Here is a 20,618-nt window from a genome sequence, read left to right as displayed (position 1 = left end):
GTGATTATGCGCGATGGCGCGTGCGTTCCAGAGTGATGATCGAGGGTTCGAAGCCCAGCGAGCTGAAAAATTCCGCTGCCCCGGGGCGCCCGGCCCGCAGGACCCAGGTGATCCCGGGGTTGTCGCCCATCACCCAATGCACCAGGGCGCGGCCGATACCGCGCCGCTGGTGCTGCTCGGCAACGACCACCATGGACAGGTAACCGTTGGACAGACCGTCGCTGATGCCTCGGGCGAAGCCGACGATCTGCCCCTGCAGAAGGGCGACCGCCGTGCGCTGGGAGTTTGCCAGCAACTGGGCGAAGTATTCGCTGCTGCCCACCCGATGGCCCCAGCCGTTATCGCCGAGAAACTGCCGCAGTGCTTCGCTTTCAGCGGCGTGTGCGTCGCGGATCAGCATGGTGAACTCTCCAATGGGCAAGTACGGGCAGATCGCGCGCCGACTGTGCTCGGGGCCGACCCATGTAGTTGAATGCTTCGGCCCAGTGGGCATCGTTGTCGCAGCGGCGTGCCGGCTCGACCGTGGGCGACCTGGAGGATACAAGCCTGCCTCGGAAACCGGCAGCCCTCGGTGCCTGAACGCAACCGGCCAAGGGAGCTCTTCGAAACTCGTACGGCTGTTCGCGGCGTTCAGGCATTGGCCACGGATTTGTGGCCAGGGCAACGTGCTGCTCGCCGGCCAATTCCTCCTGGTGTGTTGAAAAAAAAACGCCGGGAGCAGGTCCGGGGCCTGGAACTTCCGCCGGTATTTGCGGACAAATTCCTCCAGGGCAATGCCCGTCGGAAATTCGGTTTGCAAGCGCTGGCGACAGGCGCTCAGGCCGCTTTCCAGGGCGCCTGAACGCCGTTGCCGGAATGCGCTTGCGCCGCGGCAGTGGTTTTTCTGGAGGCAGGTTTCTTGTTATCGTGGCCTCCCTCTTTCACGGACGAATATCGAGACAGCCCATGGCTAACTCCACCCCGTCACGCTTTGGCAAGATCCTCCAGGGTCTGCTGTTCGCCCTGATCGGCATCGGCCTGTTGGTCATCGCCGTCAATCTCACCCTTGATCGCCGCGAGTTCCTCGCCAGCGCCCAGACCGCCGACGGTATCGTCAGCGATTTGAATGCCGGGGGTTCGCACCCCGAGATCGCCTTCACCAGCAGTACTGGTGAGAAGATTTCCTACCCCCAGGGTGGCTTTATCTTCGGTTACCAGAAGGACCAGCCGGTGCGGGTGTATTACCAGCCCGAGCGGCCGGCCAACAGCGCAATCATCGACGACCCGGCAGCACTCTGGGCCACCCCGGGTGTGCTCGGCCTGATCGGTCTGGTATTTACCCTGGCCGGCCTGGTGGGTGTCATCAGCCAGCGCGGACGAGCCACACAACGAGCAAAAGGACTTTGACCCCATGAACCTCAGCATTCCGATTCCGGTCAACGAAAGTAAATGGCTGTACCAGACCGCCAGCGGCGGCGGCCTGACCGTAGCCCTCGTGGCCGGCGGTGGTGGTTCGATCACCCTGCGTTCGCCTCAGGGCAAGGACGTCAGCTATCGCTACGGCGGCCTGGGGGTGGGCGCCGGCTTTGGTGGGCGCCTGCCGCGTTTCGGCAAGGTCAATATCCAGGTCAAGGGCAAGAGCGTCAGTGGTGCCGGTGCGGCGGAGGCTTTTCCCAGCACCGGCAAGGTCTTTGTCAGCGATGCCCTTCGCAGCCGGGACCTGACCGAGGACGACATCACCGGGCCTTGCTTCTATACCGAGGTCGGTGGCGGACTGGTGGTGGGCGGTTCGGCCACGGCCCTGCTGTTCGGCCTGGACCCCAAGCTACTGGCCCTGGCCGTCGTTTTAGGAAGCAACCCGGCGACCATGATGGCTTCGATCAAGGTCAACGAGCAGTTGCTGCGTTCGGCCAAGGGCGCAGTGGTCATGGCTGGCATGAACGTCGGACCACAGGCCGGTGGCGGCATTGCCACCTACATGGGCTACCTGTTCTAGCCTCGCCCTGAGGCGCGCCGGGAATCACAGGCGCGCCAGGCATTCCTGGAGAATATCCAGGCCCTCCTCGAAGATTTCAGGCTCGGTGGTCAAGGGCGCCAGCAGGCGAATGATGTGCCGCGACTTGCCGCTGGGCATCAGCAGCAGGCCCGCATCCCGGGCGCTGCCTAGCAGCGTGCTCAGTTGCTCTGGCGCCGGTTCGCCCCGGGCATTGACCAACTCGATGCCGCGCATGGCTCCCACCCCCGTCAGACGGCCCAGGAAGGGGCAGAGCCCACTGCTTTTCCAATGCTCATAGCGTTGCACGATCGCCCGCTCCTGGCGCTCGCCCCAGGCTTGCAGGTGCTCGTCGGTCATTTCATCCAGGGTCGTGAGCGCCGCCGCGCAGGCAATCGGGTTGCCCGAGTAGGTGCCCCCCAGGCCGCCCTTGGGCAGCACGTCCAGCAATGCTTTGCGACCCACCACGGCGCCCAGTGGAACCCCGCCGCCAATGCTCTTGCCCAGCAGGATCAGGTCCGGCTCGATGCCCAGGCGGGAGAAGGCAAAACGCTGCCCGGTGCGGCCGAAGCCGGACTGGATCTCGTCGGCGATCAGCAAAATGCCATGTTCATCGCAGAAGCTGCGCAAGGCCCGCGCGAACGGGGCGTCCAGGGCCAGGAAGCCGCCTTCGCCCTGCACCGGCTCAAGGATGAAGCAGGCCACTTCCTGTACATCGATCTCCACGCTGAACAGCCGACGCAATGCTTTCAGCGCTTCTTCGCAACTGACGTCGTTGTCGGCGCTGGGGTAGGGCAGGTGGTACACAGGCCCGGGTAGTACACCGACCTTCTGCTTGTAGGGCGCCACCTTGCCGTTGAGGTTGAGGGTGGCCAGGGTGCGCCCATGGAAGCCTCCGTCAAAGGCGATCACCGCGCTGCGCCCGGTAGCTCCTCGCACGATCTTCAGGGCGTTTTCCGCGGCCTCGGCGCCGCTGTTGGTGAGCATGCCGCTGACCGGGTAACTCACCGGGATGAAGTTTGCCAGGCGCTGCATGAACTCGATGTAGGGCCCGTGAGGCGCGGCATTGAAGGCGTAGTGGGTGAGCCGGGTGGCCTGCTGCTGGATGGCTGAGACTATGCGTGGGTGGCAGTGCCCGAGGTTGAGCACGCCGATACCGCCGACAAAGTCGATGTAGCGCTTGCCATCGATGTCCCAGACCTCGGCGTTGCGTCCGTGGCTGAGGCGGATCGGGTGGACGGTGGAGATCGAACGGCTGATGTTCTCGTGGCTCATGGATGCGGGCTCTGGGTGCCGGAAACAAGCCGTTATCTAAGCCGGGGCCGGGGGCCCTGGACAAACGAAATAAAGTCGCCGGGTCAGTATGAAAATTCCCGATGTGCCAAAGCCCTTGTCTCAGTGCTGCTGGGCCTTGTGCCTATTACGCAAATGCCGCACCAGTGCCGCAAGGACCACCAGCGCTATCACCCCGAGGAAGATCGGCAGGCGATAGGGTTTCAGGTCGCCAAGAAAATGCTGCAAGGCTTCGCCGGCCCAGTAACCGGCGCTGACGAACAAGATGGCCCAGACCGCCGCGCCCAGCACATTGAGCAGGGCGAAACGCCAGGGTGCCAGGCCACTGGCGCCGATCACCATCGGGCCCACCAGGCGCATGCCGTAGAGAAAACGCACGGCGAACACCGAAGTCGAGGGGTAACGCTGGATCAGGCCCTGGACCCGTTCGATGGCCGCCTGATGGCGCTTGAGCTTGGGCAGCAGGCGCGCCCCGCCATATCGCCCGGTCCAGAACAGCAACTGATCGCCGAGGATGCCCCCCAGGGTGGCCCAGCCAATCACTTGCGGCCATTGCAGGCTACCCTGATGCGCCGCCATGCCGCCGAGAATCAACACGGTTTCGCCTTCCAGCAGGCAGCCGATGAAGATCACCCAATAGCCGTAGGCGGCGATCAGCGCGTTAAGGTCGAGGTGTTCGAGCATGGTTATCCAGTTCCGTATTTGAAGTCCGCCCTGACTTCGAGTCGTCATCCTGGCTTTGAGTGCCTTTTTTCTTGCGCTGCGGTGTAACGTCCAGGCTGCGCATCTGCGGGAGTTTGAACGGGTTCCCGGCTTGCGAGTCGAGAATCGGGTCTAGTGGGCACTGCTTGAGGCGCCGATCACGCAGTCTGCCCCAACACCCACGCCCAGAACATCCCCGCGCCATACAACCCCAGCCCGAACACCGAATGCGCGATCAGGCTGCGCAGCCGGGCCACATTCGGTTTGGGCATCTTGCTCGCCGCCACTCCCGCGCCCATGCCCGGTTGCATCAGCAAGAACGGTGCAGCCACCGTCAGCACGCCAATGAGCAAGGCCGGTGCCAGGGTTGGCTGTTGTGCCCATTGCAGGCCGCAGGCCAGCAGCAACAGGGCGGCAAACAGGACGCCGATCAGGTAGTGGGCCAGCCAGCCCAGGGCCCGTTCCCCCGGAACCGTGCCGGCTTGGGCAATGCTCTGGTGCAGGAACTGGCCCCGAGGAAAATGCCCGATCCAGCGTCCGACCATGGCCCAGTTGGGGCCAGGAATGTTCAACACTCGCGCCAGAAACAGCGTCCACAAATCAAGGACCAAGGTAGCGCCGACACCGATCAGCAGTGCCGGTAAAATCAACGCCATGAACTCATGCATAAAGACTCCTGGGTATGGATGGCTGCACTTCAGCCTCGGCTATGGGTGTGATAATGTTTCATTCAATTAAGTGATTGAATGATCAATAAAGCAGCAGGAGCTGTCAATGACCGATTCGATTTCCCCTCAACAGCCTCTGGCGGACATGGCCGAGCTGGCACGTATTCTCGGCCATCACCACCGCCTGATCCTGCTGGAGCACATTGCTCGTGGCGAGCAGCCGGTGGAGCGCCTGGTGGAAGCCTCCGGACTCTCGGTGGCCAACACCTCGCAACATTTGCAACAGCTGCGCCGGGGCGGTTTCGTGCAGACCCGGCGCGACGGCAAGCGAGTGCTCTACAGCCTCAGCCAGGGGCCGTTGGCCGCACTTCTGGGGGGCTTGCGCCAATACGTCGATTACAACCACGGGCAGATCCGTGAGCTGCTGGCCGACAGCGAGCAGCAGCCGGGGCGCCTGGAAGGCATCTCCCGGGAAGAGCTGCGCCAACGCCTGCAGGAGGGCGGCATGACCCTGCTGGACGTGCGCTCGCCGCAGGAGTTCGCCCTTGGGCATTTGCCGGGGGCAATCAATATCCCGGTGGAAGAGTTGGAGCAGCGTCTGGCCGAGTTGCCCGCGGGCCAGGAGTTGGTGGCTTACTGCCGCGGGCCCTACTGCGTGCTGTCACACAATGCCGCGGCCTTGCTTCGCGCCAAGGGTTTCAGGGTGCGGCGCCTGGACGACGGTTTTGTCGATTGGCAGGCCGCCGGCCTAGGGGTGGAAACCACCCGGTAAAAGTGTCGCAGAGTCGGCCATACAGGACATTGCCTATAGGGCCATGATCCATATCAACAGGGTTTTCAGAAAAATCCGCTACAAGGGCATCAGGCTCGGACCCACAAGGTATCGAGCCCCGGGCCTGTACCGTGAAGGCCGGGATAACCAATAAAAACCTTTGTGGATATCGGCCGAGGGGACCACCCCAGGCGGATTTTAAAGGAATAACCTGATGGCTTTTTCTCTGTCACGCCTGTGCCTTCTGGGCGCTGCGTTGCTCTGCGTACACTCCGTTCAAGGCAGCGAGCCGACCCCGGCAGCCGCCGCTTCCTCCCCAGATTCCGAGTTGATCCAGCGTGGCCAGTACGTGGCCCAGCTCGGCGACTGCATTGCCTGCCACACCGCCAAGGGCGGGGCCACCATGGCCGGAGGCCTGGAGCTGAAGACGCCCATGGGCACCATCTACTCCAGCAACATCACCCCGGATAAAGACACCGGTATCGGCAGCTACAGCTTCGAAGCATTCGACCGCGCCATGCGCGAAGGCGTAACCCCTGACGGCAGTCATTTGTACCCGGCCATGCCCTATCCGTCCTACGCCAAGATGACCGAAGAGGACATGCGCGCCCTCTACGCCTACCTGATGCACGGGGTGGAACCCGTAGCCCAGGGCAACCTGGAAGCCGACATGGGGTTCCCCTTCAACCAGCGCTGGGGCCTGTGGTTCTGGAACCTGGTGTTCGTCGACAAGCAGCCCTTCAAGCCTGACCCGGCCAAGGACGAACAGCTCAATCGCGGCGCCTACCTGGTCCAGGGCCTGGGCCACTGCGGTTCCTGCCATACCCCGCGGGGCATCGCCTTCCAGGAGAAGGCCATGAGCGACAGCGAATCCGGCGGCCAGCACTACCTGGCCGGCGAGACGGTGGAGGAGTGGCGGGCCCTGAGCCTGCGCAACCTGTGGACCGTGGAGGACACGGTGCAGTTGCTCAAGACCGGGCAGAACCGCTTTGCCACGGTATCCGGCAACATGGCCGACGTGATCCACCACAGCACCCAGCACTTCACCGACGCCGACCTGACGGCCATCGCCGCGTACCTCAAGTCCCTGCCGGCCGGCAAGGACGACTTGCCCATGCCATCGGTGGCCCTGACCCCGGCGGCCCCGCCGAACAACCTGTTCACCTCCCGTGGCGGCCTGGGCTACGCGCAATTCTGTTCCGACTGCCACCGCCAGGATGGCGCCGGCGTGCCGCAGATGTTCCCGTCCCTGGCCGGCAACCCCAGCGTCGCCTCGGCCAACCCGACTTCCTTGCTGCACATCACCCTGACCGGCTGGAAGACCGCCCAGACCGCGGCCCATCCACGGGTCTACACCATGCCCGGCTTTGCCCAGCTGGCCGATGGCGAGATCGCCGAGATCCTCAGTTTTGTCCGCAGCAGCTGGGGCAACAACGGCTCCGCCATCAGCGCCGAGCAAGTGAAGAAGATGCGGGCGCAACTGAGCCCGCAAGTGGAAAGCACCCTGTTCGAAACCCCGCGCCTGGCCAACCTGCTGGCGGCGCCGAATGCCGAGCAAGTGGTGCGTGGCATGCGCCTGCACCTGGAAACCAAGGCCCTGCTGCCGGACAACGTCGGCAACTCGCTGAACTGCACCAGTTGCCACCTCAACGCCGGCACCGTGGCCGACGGTTCACCCTTTGTCGGCGTCTCGGCGTTCTTCCCCGGCTACGCGCCGCGAGCGGGCAAGACCATCACCCTGGAAGAGCGCATCAACGGCTGCTTCCGCCGCTCCATGCACGGCAAGCCGCTGCCGGTGAACGGCGCCGACATGCAAGCCATGGTGGCTTACTTCGAGTGGATGAAAATGAACACCCGCCCAGAAGACAAGGTGGCCGGCCGCGGTGTGGGCAAGATCGATCCGGCCCTCAAGCCCAATGCCGACAATGGCAAGCAGGTGTACGCCAAGCAATGCGAGGTGTGCCACGGAGCCGATGGCGAAGGCCTGAAACGCGCCGACGGCAGCCTGATCTTTCCGCCGCTGTGGGGCGATCAATCCTTCAACATCGGTGCCGGCATGGCCCGGACCTACACTGCGGCGGCCTTCGTCAAACGCAACATGCCGATCGGTTTCCACGAGAAGTTCCCCCTGGGCCAGGGCGGCCTCTCGGACCAGGAAGCCCTGGACGTGGCCGAATACTTCTCCCACCAGCCGCGCCCGGACTTCCCGGACAAGGTCAAGGACTGGCCCAACGGTGGCCGCCCGGCGGACGCCCGTTACTGAGGGCTTGACCCTGTAGTCGCCGCCTTTGGCCGCGGCTACAGGCCCCGCAGAAAAATCTGCCGACGCGCCCTGGCGCCGAGGTAAGATTGCCATCCTTTGCGTCAGCCTTCGCTGTCGGTCCTTCAAGGATGAATCATGCGGTTTCGCTCGATCCTGTTGCTGAGCCTGTCCCTTGGGCTCAGCGGTTGTGCCTTTGTTTCCGCGCTCAAAGCGACCACCGTCAGCTACCGGGTGCCGGCCGATGCCGGTGAAACCGCGCTGATCCGCATCGTTGCCCAGGGGCTGGTGCGTGGCGTGCCCTACAGCGATTGCATCGACTGGCGCAAACCGAGCTCCGGGCTGATGGTTCGCCCCCATCGCGGCATTGCCAATCCCAATTTCCGCAACCTGGGCATTCCCATGACGGCCGCTACCGACCGCATGCGCCGCCAGGAGGGCTTTGGCGCCAACGAACTGAAGATCCCGGCCAATCGCCCGTTCGCCTTCATGTTCTACAACACTGAACCGGGGATGGATAAGGACTACCGCGCCGTTTGTGAGCAAAGCGTGACCTTCGTGCCCGAGGCCGGCGCCACCTATCAGATGGTGTTTCTCCAGGATCAGATGTGCACCGCCATGCTGCGCAAGATCGACGACAAGGGCGAGATGCTGCCGGAGCGGGTGGCGCTGCGGCCTACCGATTACTGCAGCGCCGATGCGCGCTAGGGCAAGAACCTACGGGCCATAGTGCTTGCAGATTTCCTCCCAGATATAGGCGCCGCGAAAGCGGATCCAGCGGATGAACAAGCGGTCGCGAAAGGCCTGCCAGCGGCTGCTGCGCCGCAGTGCCAGGCTATCCTCGATTTCCTCCAGCAAGGACTCCCGCTCGAAGCCGATCCAGATCTCCGGGATCACCGACATCAGGTTGATGTAGCACACCGGCGCCACCTCTTCGTAGAGAATGCGCTCCACCTCGGCCCGGTCGTAGGCCTGGGTTTCCCGTGCGATGTAGGCGTAGTCCACCTCGTTGTCGACAAAGGCGTCCGAGAGCAGGTAGCGGATGGTGTCTCGCTGTACCGGGGTGATCGGGCTTGAAGGCATGTTGGGGCGGGTCCTTCCTGGTGGCCGGCGACAGCGGATTCTATCTCGGCGCAATCATCCGTGTCGGCGCCGTGCCATTGGCATTGTGTTGATAGATCGCCACGGGCTGCCCCTGCTCATTGAAAAACACCTGGCCGATCCCCGACGAGTTCCACAGCCGCTCCCCGGCCTCGGCATGCTCGGGCACATGGGGCATCACCTTCATCCGCCGGCGCTTGGTGAACCAGTTCAACGGCGAGCGCGGCGAGTAGAGCCAGCGGTTGAGGCGGTCGAACCATTCCAGCAGGGCGGCGGGGAATTCGTTCTTGATGCCGCTGCTGGTGATCTGCCAGATCCGCGGGCCGCCCTGGCGGTGGCGGATCAGCACTTCGTAGACGAAGGAGTAATGCACATCCCCCGAGAGAATCACGTAGCTGCCCGGGGTTCGCGAGTGGCGGAAGATGTTCAGGATCACCTGGGCGGAACCGCGATGGGCCATCCAGTTCTCCGCGTCCACCAGCAGCGGGTAGCCGCACCAACTGAAGACCTTCTGCACCGTTTCGATCAGCTTGACGCCGAAGATCGGCGCCGGTGAAACGATGATCGCCGAGGGGTGATCCAGCAGTTCATGTTGCAGTTCGCTCAGGGCTTCCCAGTCCAGCAGGCCGGAAGGCTGGCCCAGGTTGGACTCGCTGCGCCAGCGCCGGGTGCGGGTGTCCAGCACCACCAGGGCCGGGGTGCTGGGCAATACGTATTGCCACTGCTGGAAACCCAGCAACTGGTCGATCAGGTCGTTTTGGGCCTGGCATTCCAGCATGCGTTCCGGAGTTTGTGCCGTGGCGCTCAAGGCCCGGGTGTGTTCCAGCAGTTGGGCGAAGGCATCCGGGTTGTTGCCCCAGCCCTGGCACAGCATGTAAGCCAGCAGCGCGTTGCCGATGATGCGCTTGGAGAAGGGATGGCCGTAGGCGGTTTCTTCCCATTGGGCGCTGAGGTTCCAGTCGTCGGTGATGTCGTGGTCGTCGAAGATCATCAGGCACGACAGGTGGGCAAAGACCCGCGCGGCACCCTTCAGGCCCTGGACAAAATCGTCGATGCGCTGCTGTTCCCGGGTGTAGCGCGTCTGTTGTTCCGGCGTCAGTCGTGGCGGCTGCGGCGTGATCAGGGTCCAGGGCAGCGGCGACCAGACCAGCAGGTACATGGCCAGCACCTCGGCGAACGTCACCAGGTGGTTGTCAGCGTTGCTGCTGGTGAAGATCGGCTTTTTCACTCCGCCGAAAAACCGCTCGCGCAGGGTTTCATTGCTCTTCAGCGCCGGGAGCAATTCGGCCCGCTGGTAGTAGCTGGCGCCATGGCGGTACAACGCCTGACTGTCGGCCACTACGGCACCGTCCAACTCTTCATCGAAAAGCCCGAGGCGCTCGATCAGTGCGTGGACGGCCCGCAGCATGGGCCCGGCCACATCGTCGGCGTACACCTGGTCGCCGCTCATCATCAACAAGGCCGGGCGTTGTGCAGGCTCGGGCTGTTGCGCCAGCAGGCGGTCGACGCAGAGCAAGCCGTCAGCGGACGGGTGATGGGGCTTGCGGCAGGAGCCGTGGAGCAAGTTGTCGATGCGGCTGTGGAGCACGAACTCAGGGGTCCTGGCATCGCCATACAGCAGGTGCGGCGCCCAATCGGCAATGGCCCGGGCGCTGTCCTCGGCATCGTTGATCAGCAGGTCATAGGCGATCGTCAGGTCCAGGGGCAGGGCGTCGTCCAGTGCCACATCGATCAGATGGATGAAGGCATGGCGACCGACGGGAATGACCTGGCATTGCTGCGGGTCGAGGGCCAGATCCAGGGTCGCGCTGCCAGCGGGCTGCAGGCGCAGGGTCAGCGCCAATGCCCTGGAGCCCACCAGCCACAGCACCAGCCGCGTCGGCTCCAGGCGGCGCAGCAACGGGCCGGCGAGAACAGGAGGCAGGGCAGTGGGGGGCGTGGTCGGGAGCATCTGCTGCGGGATCTCTGGCGGTTGCAAAGGGGGCGAAATGGTAGCGCAGCCGATGTCGAAGAAACGTCGGTTGCGCGGGCTGGAGCAAGGCTTTTGTATCCGATTATTTATGGGCGTTGGCCCGCATTGCCCGCAAGCTGTTGTACCTGATGATCCATGGCGTCCTGGCGAATCTGCGCCAGCATCCAGTCGATAAACACCTGGGCTTCGGGGGCCGCATCGCTGGCCAGCGCGTAGTAATAGCGGGTCAGGGGCTGACGCAGTTCCGGCAAGGGGCAGATCAGGCGGCCGCTGGCCAGGTCCTTGGCCAGCAACGAGGCCGGGCACAGCGCCAGGCCCAGCCCGTCGACGCAGGCCTGGAGCACGAAGTGCATATGGTCGAAATGCAAGGTTGGCGAGGTACGCAGCGGTTTCAGGCCGCAGTGCTCCAGCCACTTCTGCCAGTCGCTGGCGCGGGTGCGGCTGACCAGCAAGGTATGTCGCGGCAGATCATCGGGGCTGTTCAGTGCTGTGCTGTGCAACAGCGACGGCGCTGCCACCACCAGGATTTCGTCTTCCAGAAGGCGTTGGGGTTGCAGCGTGGTTGCCCAGCCGGAGCGGCCACGGCGAATCACCAGGTCGAAGGTTTCCTTGGCGGGGTCGGGGAGCTGGGTGCTGGTCACCACCTCCGGCTGGATCTGCGGGTACAGCGCCATGAACTGCGGCAAGCGGGGAATCAGCCAGCGCACCGCGAAGGACGGTCGCACATTGATGGTGACCTTGCGCAGGGCCGCGCCGCGGCGCAGGGAGGCGGCGGCATTGGCGATCTGGGCCAGGGCCACGCTGACCTGCTCATGGAAGGCTTGCCCGGCAGGGGTGAGCACCGACTGGCGGATGCGCCGCTCGAACAGCAGCACCCCCAGGTGCTCTTCCAGCAACTTGATATGGCGGCTCACCGCGCTGTGGCTCACATGCAGTTCTTCGGCGGCGCGGCTGAAACTCAAGTGGCGAGCAGCGGCGGCAAAGGCGCGGACGGCGTTCAGGGGCGGCAGGTCAGTGATCATGTGTCTAATTTAGTCACATGTATGGCGCAATTAAAGCGTTTGTCAGTGCCGCAACAGAAGGTCACGCTGAACGCCGTTCATGACCTGCCGGTTTGCCTGCCATGCCCGATACCCACGCCCGCACCACCGATAAGGCTTCCGCCCGCGCCGCCTCGATCCTCGGCCTGTGCCTGCCCGGCGACACCTTGCTCTACCTGCTGCTGCCCATGCAGCACGAGGCCTTCGGCGTGACCCTGGCCGAAGCCGGCCTGCTGCTGGCAGCCAACCGCCTGGTGCGGATCTTCGGCTACAGCCATGTGATGCGCTTCTACGCCCGGCGCGGTGATCGCCCGGTTTGCGTATTGGCCGCCGCCACCGCCGCCCTCTGTGCCCTGGGCTACGCCACCTTGTCCGGCTTTTGGTGGCTGCTGCTGTTGCGCCTGGGCTGGGGCCTGACCTACGCGGCCCTCAACCTTTCAACCCAGGTGATGGCCACCGCCGAGCCCACGGGCGCCGCCCGCCGCACCGGCCGCTCCCGGGCGCTGATCGCCACCGGGCCGATGCTGGCCTTGCCCCTGGGCGCGCTGGTCAGCGTCGAATATGGCCCGCGAGTGATCTTCCTTCTTATGGCCCTGACGTCGCTGGTCGCCCTGCTCCTGGCCTTCGGCCTGCCGAGCAAACCCCATCCACTGGCCAGTTCCAGCCGCCGTTTTCAGCGCCCCGACAGCGTGGCGCTGTGGTCCTTTATTGAAGGGCTGGTGCTGGATGGTCTGTTCATCATTGGCCTGTCGCTGCAGGCCGAGCAACTGATGGCGGGCAATGCGGTGCTGGTGGCGGGCGGGCTTCTGGCCCTGCGCTACGTTTCGGAAATGCTCCTGAGCCCCCTGGGCGGCCTCGCTGCACAACGCTGGGGCGCGACGCGGATGTTGATCGTCTTCTCCCTGCTGACCTCTGTGGCCCTGGTGGGCTTTGGTTGCCATTGGCTGATTGTCGGCGGCGCCCTGGTGCTGGTGTTGCGGGCCCTGCAATTGCCGCTGGTGGTCACGGTGGTTGCACAGCGGCATCCGGGGATGGGCAGGGTGCGGGCCCTGGCGGCCAATGCGGTGTGGCGGGATATCGGCGCCGGGGTCGGGCCCTTGATCGCCGGCTTGCTGCTGCCGGTGGCGTCCACGGTGTGGGTGTATTCGCTGGCGGCGGGGTGTCTGGCGGTGAGTGCGTTGGCGTGTCGAGAGGTTGGTGTCCGTGGGGAGGAGGGCAGCCAGGCGTCTGCCGAAGAGGCTTAGGGGCGCCTCTGTGACCACGGCCAGTCAGATCAGTTAGCGGAGTTCTGTAGGAGCGAGCTTGCGCGCGATCGTCACGAGCAAGCTCGCCCCTACAGGCCTCAGGCCGAGGCCTTGTGTTCTTCTCCGCGTTCAATGCTCTGCGGCTGGCCCTGCTCGATCACCCAGCGCAGCAGGTCGGTCACCGACACCCGATGCTTGCGCTCCACCCACTCCATGCCCTCGGGGCTGTAGTGCTCGCTGTAGCGGGTCAGCACCAGGTGATTCTGGTCTTCAGACATGCGCAGGCTGACTTCGCGGCAATGCAGGCTGGCGTTGTCGAGCTTGGTCACGCGTTGCAGCAGCATCAGGGCGTGTTGTTCGCAGGTGGGCATGGGCAGCTCCTTTGCGGCAAGAGGGGCTGGGGCCGAGGCGGGTTTGAGCAGGCGCATGGTCAGGGTTCTCCAGCAAGGGGAAGCCGATGCTGGCAGGTGAACCTTGCGCAAAGATGTCTGCTTTATTGCGTGGCTGAAGGTTTGTTACCACGTTGAAATATATGACGGGCCGCGCCGAATGGTTTTAGATAACGGCTCTTTCCGACCTTGAGTGATGCCTGCTGGTGAGCCGTCTTTTGATCGTGGACGACGACATTGAAGTCCTCGCTCTGCTGAAGAAATTTTTTGTCCAACAGGGCTATCAGGTGGTGGTGGCCACCGATGGCGCGTCGCTGTGGGCGGCTCTGGAGCGGGAGGTTCCGGACCTGATCATCCTCGACCTGATGCTCCCCGGCGACAACGGCCTGACCCTGTGCCAGCGCTTGCGCCAGCAGCACGCCACGCCGGTGATCATGCTCACCGCCATGGGCGAGTTGAGCGACCGGGTGGTGGGCCTGGAGATGGGCGCCGACGATTACCTGAGCAAGCCCTTCGATGCCCGCGAACTGCTGGCCCGTGTGCGGGCGGTGCTGCGCCGGGCCGGGGAGAACCGGCCGATGAGCGCGGACGTGCCGCGGCCCCTGATCAAGTTCGCCGACTGGCAGCTGGACCTGACCCGCCGTGAGCTGCGCTCGCCGGACCAGGTGATGATTCCGCTGTCGGCGGGGGAGTTCGACCTGCTGCTGGTGTTTGTCGAGCATCCGCAGCGCATCCTCACCCGCGAGCAGCTGCTGGACCTGGCCCGGGGCCAGGCCCATGACGCCTTCGATCGCAGCATCGATGTCCAGGTCAGCCGCCTGCGGCGCAAGCTGGAGTTCGACACCAAGCGCCCGGCGATGATTCGCACGGTACGCAACGGCGGCTATCTGTTCACCCCCAGCGTGACCCGCCAGTGAAGCTGATCAAGCCCTTGTGGCGTTATCGCCTGCGCGACACCGTGGCGCGCTGGATCGCCCTGACCATCATCATGGCCATGCTCACGGCCCTGGCGTTCAATGCGCTGTTCGTGCAGTTGGCCGGGGTCTGGGCTTATCCGCCACTGGCGGAAACCGGGTTGCTGGAGAAGTCCGCGGCCATCGTGCGCATGGTCGAGGCCTCGGAGCCGGGCCAGCGCTCGCGATTGGCAGCTTCGGTCAGCACCGATCAGCTGAGCATTGTCTGGCAGGCGACACGGCAGGGCCTGGATCTGCCGCTGCTGGAAGACTCCGAATACCGCGACGGCTCCGAGGCGTTTCGCGCCTTGCTCGGCCCACCGCAGCGGCATATCGAGGCCTATCAGCCCAGCGACTGGCGAAGCGACCAAGGTCGCTACGCGCTGCTGGTGCAGTTGAGCGACCAAAGCTGGCTGATGTTTTCTTCGGCGTCACGCAGTTGGGGGCTGGAGGAGGGCACGCGCAACCTGATCGTAATTGCCCTGGTGCTGATTTCCACCGGCCTGGTGGCCTTGATCGCCACTCGCCGGCTGGCCAAGCCGCTGCAGCAGTTCGCCCAGGGCGCCCGGCGCTTTGCCGTGGACTTTCGCGCGCCGCCCATCGATCCGGTGGGGCCCCACGAGATCCGTCAGGCGATTCTTGCCTTCAACGCCATGCAGGCGCAATTGCAGCACTTCATCAAGGACCGCACCCAGATGCTCGCGGCCATCTCCCATGACCTGCGCACACCGCTGACCCGCATGCGCCTGCGCGGTGAGTTCATCGAGGATGCCGACCAGCAGCAGCGCCTGTTCCGCGATGTGGACGAGATGCAGGCGATGATCAATTCGGCCCTGGAGTTCTTCCGCGACGATGCGCGGCTGGAGCAGGCCACCCATTTCGACCTGGCCGAACTGTTGCAGACCCTGGTGGACGACTACCGCGACCAGTCCATGGAAATCCTCTTCACCGGGCCGCCGCGTCTGGTGTATTGCGGCCGGCCCCTGGGGCTCAAGCGGGTGATGACCAACCTGCTGGACAACGCGCTCAAGTACGGTGCGCAGCCAGCCATCGTGCTGGAACAGGGAGCGGATCAGGTGCGGGTACGCGTGCTCGATCGTGGCCCGGGGATTCCACCCGAGGCTCTGGAACAGGTGTTTGCACCATTCTTCCGGCTGGAGAGCTCGCGCAACAAGAGCACCGGCGGCGTGGGCCTGGGGCTGTCGGCAGCACGGGCCATTGTCCGCGAACACGGCGGCGAGTTGCGGCTGTTCAATCGTGAAGGCGGTGGGCTGGAGGCGCGGGTGGAGTTGCCGCTGTAGCCGCTGCCGCAGTTGAGGGCTTGCGTCAGAGCTCCATTGCCTCCGGCCCTGGCCCGCTAGGCTTTTTTTCAAGCTGCCCGTAGCGTGACTTGCGCCATCCTGCATTTGCAGGATGGTTTCTGCCCTGGTGCGCCGGGATACTCGATCAGGCATTACCGCGCCCCTGGGCGCACCCTCGCCGAAACCGATAACAACAAGAACGGTGGGCACTATGAACGCAACCCTGGTCGTCCGGAACGCGCCTGCCGCCTGGACATTGATCGATCCGCCTGTGCAGTACCTGGCCCCGGGCCAAGGTTCTGAACATCACGTCTTCCGCTGTTCGTCCACTGGCATGCGCCAGACATCACGGCCTCAAGCGCCGCCCTGAGTTTGTCCTTCCTGCAATCGCACTTCTCTGTCTGTGGCCTCTGTCGCGGGCCGCTATTGCTCGTCCCAAAGAAAGGATCTGCTTCATGACTGGTAAACCTTTAGCCATGCTGAGCGCTATTTTGCTGATCGTCAGTCTTGGCACTCATGCGGCGCAGCCGCCGGTGCAGCCCTACCTGGCGCCTCAGGCGCTGGATCTGGCGGCCTTCCTGCCTCCACCACCACTTGCCGGCAGCTCCGAGGACCGCCAGGACCTGGAGACCGTACTGCTGGTCCAGGGCCAACGCACGCCGCAGCAGGTGGCGCAGGCCAAACGCGACGATCATCTGAGCGACGCGGTATTTCCCTTTGCCGGGGAGATTTTCGGGCCGCAGTTCACTCTCGACCGGCACCCGCTGACTGCGCAGTTCTTCCGCCGCACCCTCAAGGACCTGGTGCAGACCCTGATGCCTGCCAAGGCCCATTTCGCCCGCCCCCGGCCTTATGAGCTGAGCGCCGAGGTAAAGCCGGTGCTGGCGCCGCCGATGGGCGAGTCCTACCCCAGCGGGCACACCATGGATGCCTACCTGAGCGCCATTCTCCTGGCGCGAATGGTCCCGGAAAAGCGTGACGAGCTGTTTGCACGGGCCGCTGCCGCGGGGCAAAGCCGAGTGGTGGCCGGGGTGCATTACCCCACGGACCTTGAAGGGGGGCGGATCTCGGCGGTGGCCCTGGCCGTCGAGCTGCTGCACAACCCTGAGGCCCTTGACGACTTCAACCGGGCCCGGCGCGAACTGCGCGCCACCCTGGCCCTGGATTGACCTCCTATCCCTGAGCGCCGGCTACGGGCGGCGCTCCTTCACTGACAAGGAACAGTGCCATGTCCGTGTATCGCACAAGCATTGTGCTGCTGGGGTTGTGGCTGGGCCCGGGCGGTATCAGCCAGGCGGGAGTTGAGGCCTGGGAGGAGCTGTTCACCGAGGGCGAGGCCCGGATGTTTTTCGATAACCAGTACTTCGCCCGGGATTACCGCAACGGGCCCAACAACAGTGGCCGTAACCGCTACAAACCGCGTAGTGAGCGCAATGGTTATCGCCAGGAGTGGGGCCAGTCGGTGCAGCTGTATTACCGTTCCGGTTTTACCCCCGGGCTTCTGGGCCTGGGGTTCGATGCCTTTGCCATGCAGGCCTTCAAGCTCGACAGTGGCGGTGGGCGCACCGGCACCGGCACCCTGGCGCTGGACGGCAAGGGGCATCCGCGGGACAGCCATGGCAAGGTTGGCGGTGCCCTCAAGCTCAAGGTGGCCGAGGCACAGCTGCGTTATGGCAATTTCACCACCCAGGCGCCGGTGCTGGCGGCCAACAACAGCCGGATCATTCCCGGGATGGCCTACGGCTGGCAGTTACAGCGCGACTGGGACGGGCTGAGCCTGGAAGCGGCGCGGCTGAGTGCCTTGTCCGGCCCCACCGAAAGCAAGGCCCGAGGCGGGATTTCCACGGTATACGGACGTTTGTCCGGGGCGCGGATCAATATCGACAGCGCCCAGTACCTGGGGCTGAACTACAGGGGCGAGCAATGGCGCGGGGCTTATTACCTGGGGCAACTGGAGGACGTCTGGACCCAGCATTACCTCAACCTGGGCCACACCCTGGAACTGGCTGGCGAGCGCAGCCTGAGCAACACCTTCAACCTGTATCGCACCCGGGATAGCGGCGCCTCGTTGTTTGGCCCCATCGACAACCTGATCGCCTCCCACGCCCTGGCGTACCGTTTCGATGCCCATCGCTTGACCCTGGCCTACCAGCGCTCGTTTTCGGATACCCCGTTCGACTACATAGGTTTCGGAGACGGCCAGACCGGGCAATCCATCGTCCTGGCCAACTCCGCGCCCTACTCGGATTTCAACGGGCCACGGGAACGCTCCTGGCAATTGCGTTACGACCAGCGCCTGGCCTGGCTTGGGCTGCCGGACCTGAACTTGGGGCTGCGTTATCAGCGGGGCTGGGGAGTGGATGGCAGTCATGCCCCGGCCAACAGCATCTACCGTGGCCTGTATGGCGAAGATGGCCGTCATCACGAAACCGACCTGGATCTGAGCTACACCTTCAGCAGCGGTTCGCTGAAGGGCCTGCACCTGCGGGCCACGCAGATCTGGCACCGAGGCAACAGCGCCCAGGCCGATGGTTCCATCGACCAGTTGCGGATTCGCGTGCAGTATCCGCTGGCGCTGTTCTGAAGGGGCGGGGTGGGACTCAGGACCAGTCGAAGCAGAACAGCACCAGCCCTTCCACCGGTTCGTAGAACATCACGATCAGGTCGGCGCCGCTGATTCCGTAGTGGCTGGCCGGTACGCTGAGCGCGTGCTCGAAGCGCCGGCCAGCGGGGCTCAAGGGCCAGACGTCGATGTCGCCGCTGTCATCCGTGGCTTCGACGATATCCATGGGAAATTCCACGGTTTCCACCCAGTTACCATAGCCCTCGGCGATGCCGGCCATCTGGTCGATGAAGGTCATGTGGTAGTCGCTGTCCTCCGGCCAGGTCAGGCGGCCGAGTTCCTGGTAGCGCTGGCGCGAAGCCTGGTAGGTGGCGTGCTCTTGGGCGTAATGGCGTTGCAGGCTGGCCCGCACGTTGCGCCGGGGCTCGGGCAGATCGGCATTGCCCGGGTGCAGGAAGAAGTAGCGCGGGTCGCCGCACAGGCGGTAGCGGCCGTTCTCGATCTTGAAGCCGATCCAGTTGGTCTTCAGCAGTTCGCTGCCAAAGCCGCAGTCTGCCGTCAATTCGCCTACCAGCCCCTCATCGGGTTCGATGGGGCTCAGCAGGTGCAGGCGCCCGGACCAGCCGGGGTTGATCAGGTTGGCGTCGATGGACAGCAGCGGCAGCAGGTGCTCGGCCAGTTCCTGCTGGTCGGCGACGAACACCTCCTGGGCATCGGGGTAGGCGACGGCGCCGGCCGGCAGTTGTGTGCATTCCGGGGTCTGGATCGTGGGCATACAGCGGGTCCTTGCTCAAACGGGGACAACAGGGAAAGAAGGCCGCGCCTCAGGCGCGGCTGTTACGGAAACTGCCGGGGGTAATGCCCACCACCTTCTTGAAGGCGCGGGTCATGTGGCTCTGATCGAAGAAGCCGCAGCTGAACGAGGCTTCCGCCAGGCTGGCGCCGGTGCGCAGCAGGTTCTGCACCTGGGCCACGCGCTTCTGGATCTGGTAGCTGTGGGGCGAGACGCCGACGGTCTTCTTGAACACGCGGATCAGGTAAAGCGGGTCCATGTCCACCAGTTGCGCCAGTTCTTCCAGGGGAATGTGCCGGGCGTATTCGTCTTCGAGCTTCTTCTTGATGAACTTGACGGCGCTGCGCTCGGCGCTGGCGATGGCGGCAATGGGGGCGCCGCTGCGTTCGAAGAGTTGGGTCACCAGGTCCAGGAGGATGGATTCGCGCTCCAGGCTGGGTGGGGAATTTTCGATGATCTGGTGTTGCTGGAGGAAGGTCAGGGCAAAGCTGGGGTCCAGGTTCAGGGCATTCTGGAACAGATGGATGTGCTCGGCGCCGAAGCGACCCTGGAAAATCACCCGGTTGACCCAGCCCGGGTCGAGGTAAAGCATGCGGTACATCCAGCCCTGGTCATGCCCGGGGAGGCCGTCATGAATTTCCCCCGGGGTGATGGTGACCACGCTGCCGGCGCTGCCCAGGTAGTAGCTGCCTCTATAGAAGAGTTTTTCCACCCCGCTGCTTATAACGCCTACTGCATACCGATCATGTGAATGCCTGCCAAAAGACTGAGTGCTATAACGCGCCGATAACAACTCACAGTCGCCTTCTGGTATTCGCCAAAACTGCACGAAATCCTTGTCTGGCCTAAAGACTTTGCCGGGTTGGTGCTCATCCATGAGTTTGTCCAGTTTTGTGCAATACGTTGGAAAAGAGGGCCGCTAAATTTAGCACCCATTTCACAACGCGAGCTAGGGGAAGTGATGCCTACAAAACTAGTTATTGGGGATTACAAAAAGTCTTCATGGTCATTTCGTGCATGGCTGGTTCTTGTAACGGCAGACGTCTCCTTCGAGACCCTTCAGGTCAAGCTGGAACAGGATGACACCCGCCAGCAGATCCTGCGCTATTCGCCCTCGGGCAAGGTGCCGGCACTGCTGCTGGACAAGGTGGTGATCAACGACAGCCTGGCCATCTGCGAGTACGTTGCCGGTGCCTATCCGGCGGCCAACCTGTGGCCCCAGGACCCGCTGGTCAAGGCCCAGGCCCGCGCTGCCGCGGCGGAAATGCACTCCGGGTTCGTCAACCTGCGTACCCAGATGTCCTTCGGCCTGAACACCGGCGATACCCCCGAGCCGCTGACCGCCGACACCCAGGAAGAGATCCAGCGGATCTTCGACATCTGGACCAACCTGCGCCACGCCAGCGGCTCCAAGCAGTTCCTGTGCGGCGACTTCGGCATCGTCGATGCCATGTTCGTACCGGTGGTGTTCCGCTTCCGTCGTTATGGCGTGGCGGTGCCGGCACAACTTCAGGCTTATGTCGAACAAGTTCTGGCCTACCCGCCAGTACAAAAGTGGCTGAAGTTGGCTGCGGAAGAAGTTTGAAAAAGCCGAA

General features: G+C 64.0%; 21 protein-coding genes. 11 read left to right on the top strand and 10 right to left on the bottom strand.

Annotated elements, in window-relative coordinates:
- Positions 1-4: 4 nt before the first annotated feature.
- Positions 5-400: a GNAT family N-acetyltransferase gene (locus AC1RCO_RS19325; protein WP_492617954.1), complete on the bottom strand. Its 396-nt coding sequence runs from the start codon at positions 398-400 to the stop codon at positions 5-7.
- A 545-nt stretch (positions 401-945) separates the two neighbouring features.
- On the opposite strand from AC1RCO_RS19325, the gene AC1RCO_RS19320 reads away from it, so the two are divergent.
- A complete protein-coding gene (locus tag AC1RCO_RS19320) occupies positions 946-1,386 on the top strand; it encodes a DUF3592 domain-containing protein (RefSeq protein WP_228102218.1) in 441 nt (146 codons plus the stop codon).
- A 4-nt stretch (positions 1,387-1,390) separates the two neighbouring features.
- Positions 1,391-1,975, top strand: a complete 585-nt coding sequence (locus tag AC1RCO_RS19315; protein WP_015636901.1) for a hypothetical protein — start codon at positions 1,391-1,393, stop codon at positions 1,973-1,975.
- A 24-nt stretch (positions 1,976-1,999) separates the two neighbouring features.
- Here AC1RCO_RS19315 and AC1RCO_RS19310 read toward each other — a convergent pair whose 3' ends face one another.
- The 3 genes from AC1RCO_RS19310 to AC1RCO_RS19300 form a co-directional block, all read right to left on the bottom strand.
- Positions 2,000-3,247, bottom strand: a complete 1,248-nt coding sequence (locus AC1RCO_RS19310; protein ID WP_492617953.1) for a 2-aminoadipate transaminase — start codon at positions 3,245-3,247, stop codon at positions 2,000-2,002.
- A gap of 120 nt (positions 3,248-3,367) precedes the next feature.
- Positions 3,368-3,949, bottom strand: coding sequence for a DedA family protein (locus AC1RCO_RS19305; RefSeq protein WP_011063258.1), 582 nt, complete (start codon positions 3,947-3,949; stop codon positions 3,368-3,370).
- Positions 3,950-4,125: 176 nt separating this feature from the next.
- On the bottom strand, positions 4,126-4,635 hold the full coding sequence (locus AC1RCO_RS19300; protein ID WP_041119760.1) for a DUF2938 domain-containing protein: 510 nt from the start codon (positions 4,633-4,635) through the stop codon (positions 4,126-4,128).
- A 106-nt stretch (positions 4,636-4,741) separates the two neighbouring features.
- Here AC1RCO_RS19300 and AC1RCO_RS19295 point away from each other — a divergent pair, with 106 nt between their 5' ends.
- The 3 genes from AC1RCO_RS19295 (at position 4,742) to AC1RCO_RS19285 (ending at position 8,375) form a co-directional block, all read left to right on the top strand.
- Complete coding sequence (locus tag AC1RCO_RS19295) at positions 4,742-5,407, top strand: ArsR/SmtB family transcription factor (RefSeq protein WP_015636898.1); 666 nt, start codon at positions 4,742-4,744, stop codon at positions 5,405-5,407.
- Between the two features lie 214 nt (positions 5,408-5,621).
- Positions 5,622-7,670 (top strand): c-type cytochrome, encoded by a 2,049-nt coding sequence (locus tag AC1RCO_RS19290; protein WP_492617952.1) that lies wholly within the window; start codon positions 5,622-5,624, stop codon positions 7,668-7,670.
- 135 nt (positions 7,671-7,805) lie between these two features.
- Positions 7,806-8,375: a hypothetical protein gene (locus AC1RCO_RS19285; RefSeq protein ID WP_125062151.1), complete on the top strand. Its 570-nt coding sequence runs from the start codon at positions 7,806-7,808 to the stop codon at positions 8,373-8,375.
- Between the two features lie 9 nt (positions 8,376-8,384).
- On the opposite strand, the gene AC1RCO_RS19280 is transcribed toward AC1RCO_RS19285, so the two are convergent.
- From AC1RCO_RS19280 to gcvA, 3 genes are all read right to left on the bottom strand, one after another.
- The gene (locus AC1RCO_RS19280; protein ID WP_239690659.1) at positions 8,385-8,750 is read right to left on the bottom strand and encodes a DUF7079 family protein; all 366 of its coding nucleotides are present in this window, start codon (positions 8,748-8,750) and stop codon (positions 8,385-8,387) included.
- 40 nt (positions 8,751-8,790) lie between these two features.
- Positions 8,791-10,719 carry an alkaline phosphatase D family protein gene (locus AC1RCO_RS19275; RefSeq protein ID WP_492617951.1) on the bottom strand — a complete coding sequence of 643 codons (1,929 nt, stop codon included), beginning with the start codon at positions 10,717-10,719 and terminating at the stop codon, positions 8,791-8,793.
- Positions 10,720-10,826: 107 nt separating this feature from the next.
- A complete protein-coding gene (gcvA, locus tag AC1RCO_RS19270) occupies positions 10,827-11,762 on the bottom strand; it encodes a transcriptional regulator GcvA (protein ID WP_492617950.1) in 936 nt (311 codons plus the stop codon).
- Between the two features lie 101 nt (positions 11,763-11,863).
- On the opposite strand from gcvA, the gene AC1RCO_RS19265 reads away from it, so the two are divergent.
- Positions 11,864-13,024, top strand: a complete 1,161-nt coding sequence (locus tag AC1RCO_RS19265) for an MFS transporter (protein WP_492617949.1) — start codon at positions 11,864-11,866, stop codon at positions 13,022-13,024.
- Positions 13,025-13,122: 98 nt separating this feature from the next.
- Here the strand turns inward: AC1RCO_RS19265 and AC1RCO_RS19260 are convergent, their stop codons facing one another.
- The gene (locus tag AC1RCO_RS19260; protein ID WP_011063248.1) at positions 13,123-13,395 is read right to left on the bottom strand and encodes a hypothetical protein; all 273 of its coding nucleotides are present in this window, start codon (positions 13,393-13,395) and stop codon (positions 13,123-13,125) included.
- Between the two features lie 224 nt (positions 13,396-13,619).
- On the opposite strand from AC1RCO_RS19260, the gene AC1RCO_RS19255 reads away from it, so the two are divergent.
- The 4 genes from AC1RCO_RS19255 to AC1RCO_RS19240 all read left to right on the top strand — a co-directional run bounded on the left by AC1RCO_RS19255 (position 13,620) and on the right by AC1RCO_RS19240 (position 18,251).
- On the top strand, positions 13,620-14,330 hold the full coding sequence (locus AC1RCO_RS19255) for a response regulator (RefSeq protein ID WP_183000050.1): 711 nt from the start codon (positions 13,620-13,622) through the stop codon (positions 14,328-14,330).
- On the top strand, positions 14,327-15,667 hold the full coding sequence (locus AC1RCO_RS19250) for an ATP-binding protein (RefSeq protein WP_492617948.1): 1,341 nt from the start codon (positions 14,327-14,329) through the stop codon (positions 15,665-15,667). The genes AC1RCO_RS19255 and AC1RCO_RS19250 overlap by 4 nt, the downstream gene beginning before the upstream one ends.
- Positions 15,668-16,122: 455 nt before the next feature.
- Positions 16,123-16,836, top strand: a complete 714-nt coding sequence (locus AC1RCO_RS19245; RefSeq protein ID WP_065365240.1) for an acid phosphatase — start codon at positions 16,123-16,125, stop codon at positions 16,834-16,836.
- A gap of 59 nt (positions 16,837-16,895) precedes the next feature.
- The gene (locus AC1RCO_RS19240) at positions 16,896-18,251 is read left to right on the top strand and encodes an OprD family outer membrane porin (RefSeq protein ID WP_311166130.1); all 1,356 of its coding nucleotides are present in this window, start codon (positions 16,896-16,898) and stop codon (positions 18,249-18,251) included.
- A gap of 16 nt (positions 18,252-18,267) precedes the next feature.
- Here the strand turns inward: AC1RCO_RS19240 and AC1RCO_RS19235 are convergent, their stop codons facing one another.
- Both AC1RCO_RS19235 and AC1RCO_RS19230 read right to left on the bottom strand, forming a co-directional pair.
- A complete protein-coding gene (locus AC1RCO_RS19235) occupies positions 18,268-19,005 on the bottom strand; it encodes a hypothetical protein (RefSeq protein ID WP_011063242.1) in 738 nt (245 codons plus the stop codon).
- Between the two features lie 49 nt (positions 19,006-19,054).
- Positions 19,055-19,900 carry a helix-turn-helix domain-containing protein gene (locus tag AC1RCO_RS19230; protein ID WP_011063241.1) on the bottom strand — a complete coding sequence of 282 codons (846 nt, stop codon included), beginning with the start codon at positions 19,898-19,900 and terminating at the stop codon, positions 19,055-19,057.
- 84 nt (positions 19,901-19,984) lie between these two features.
- Here AC1RCO_RS19230 and AC1RCO_RS19225 point away from each other — a divergent pair, with 84 nt between their 5' ends.
- The gene (locus AC1RCO_RS19225) at positions 19,985-20,608 is read left to right on the top strand and encodes a glutathione S-transferase family protein (protein ID WP_011063240.1); all 624 of its coding nucleotides are present in this window, start codon (positions 19,985-19,987) and stop codon (positions 20,606-20,608) included.
- Positions 20,609-20,618: the final 10 nt, after the last annotated feature.

The sequence above is a fragment of the Pseudomonas sp. GW823-FHT03E05 genome, from assembly GCF_058796855.1.
Note: the sequence above shows the minus strand (reverse complement) of the source record. Positions and strands in the feature narration are given on the sequence as shown.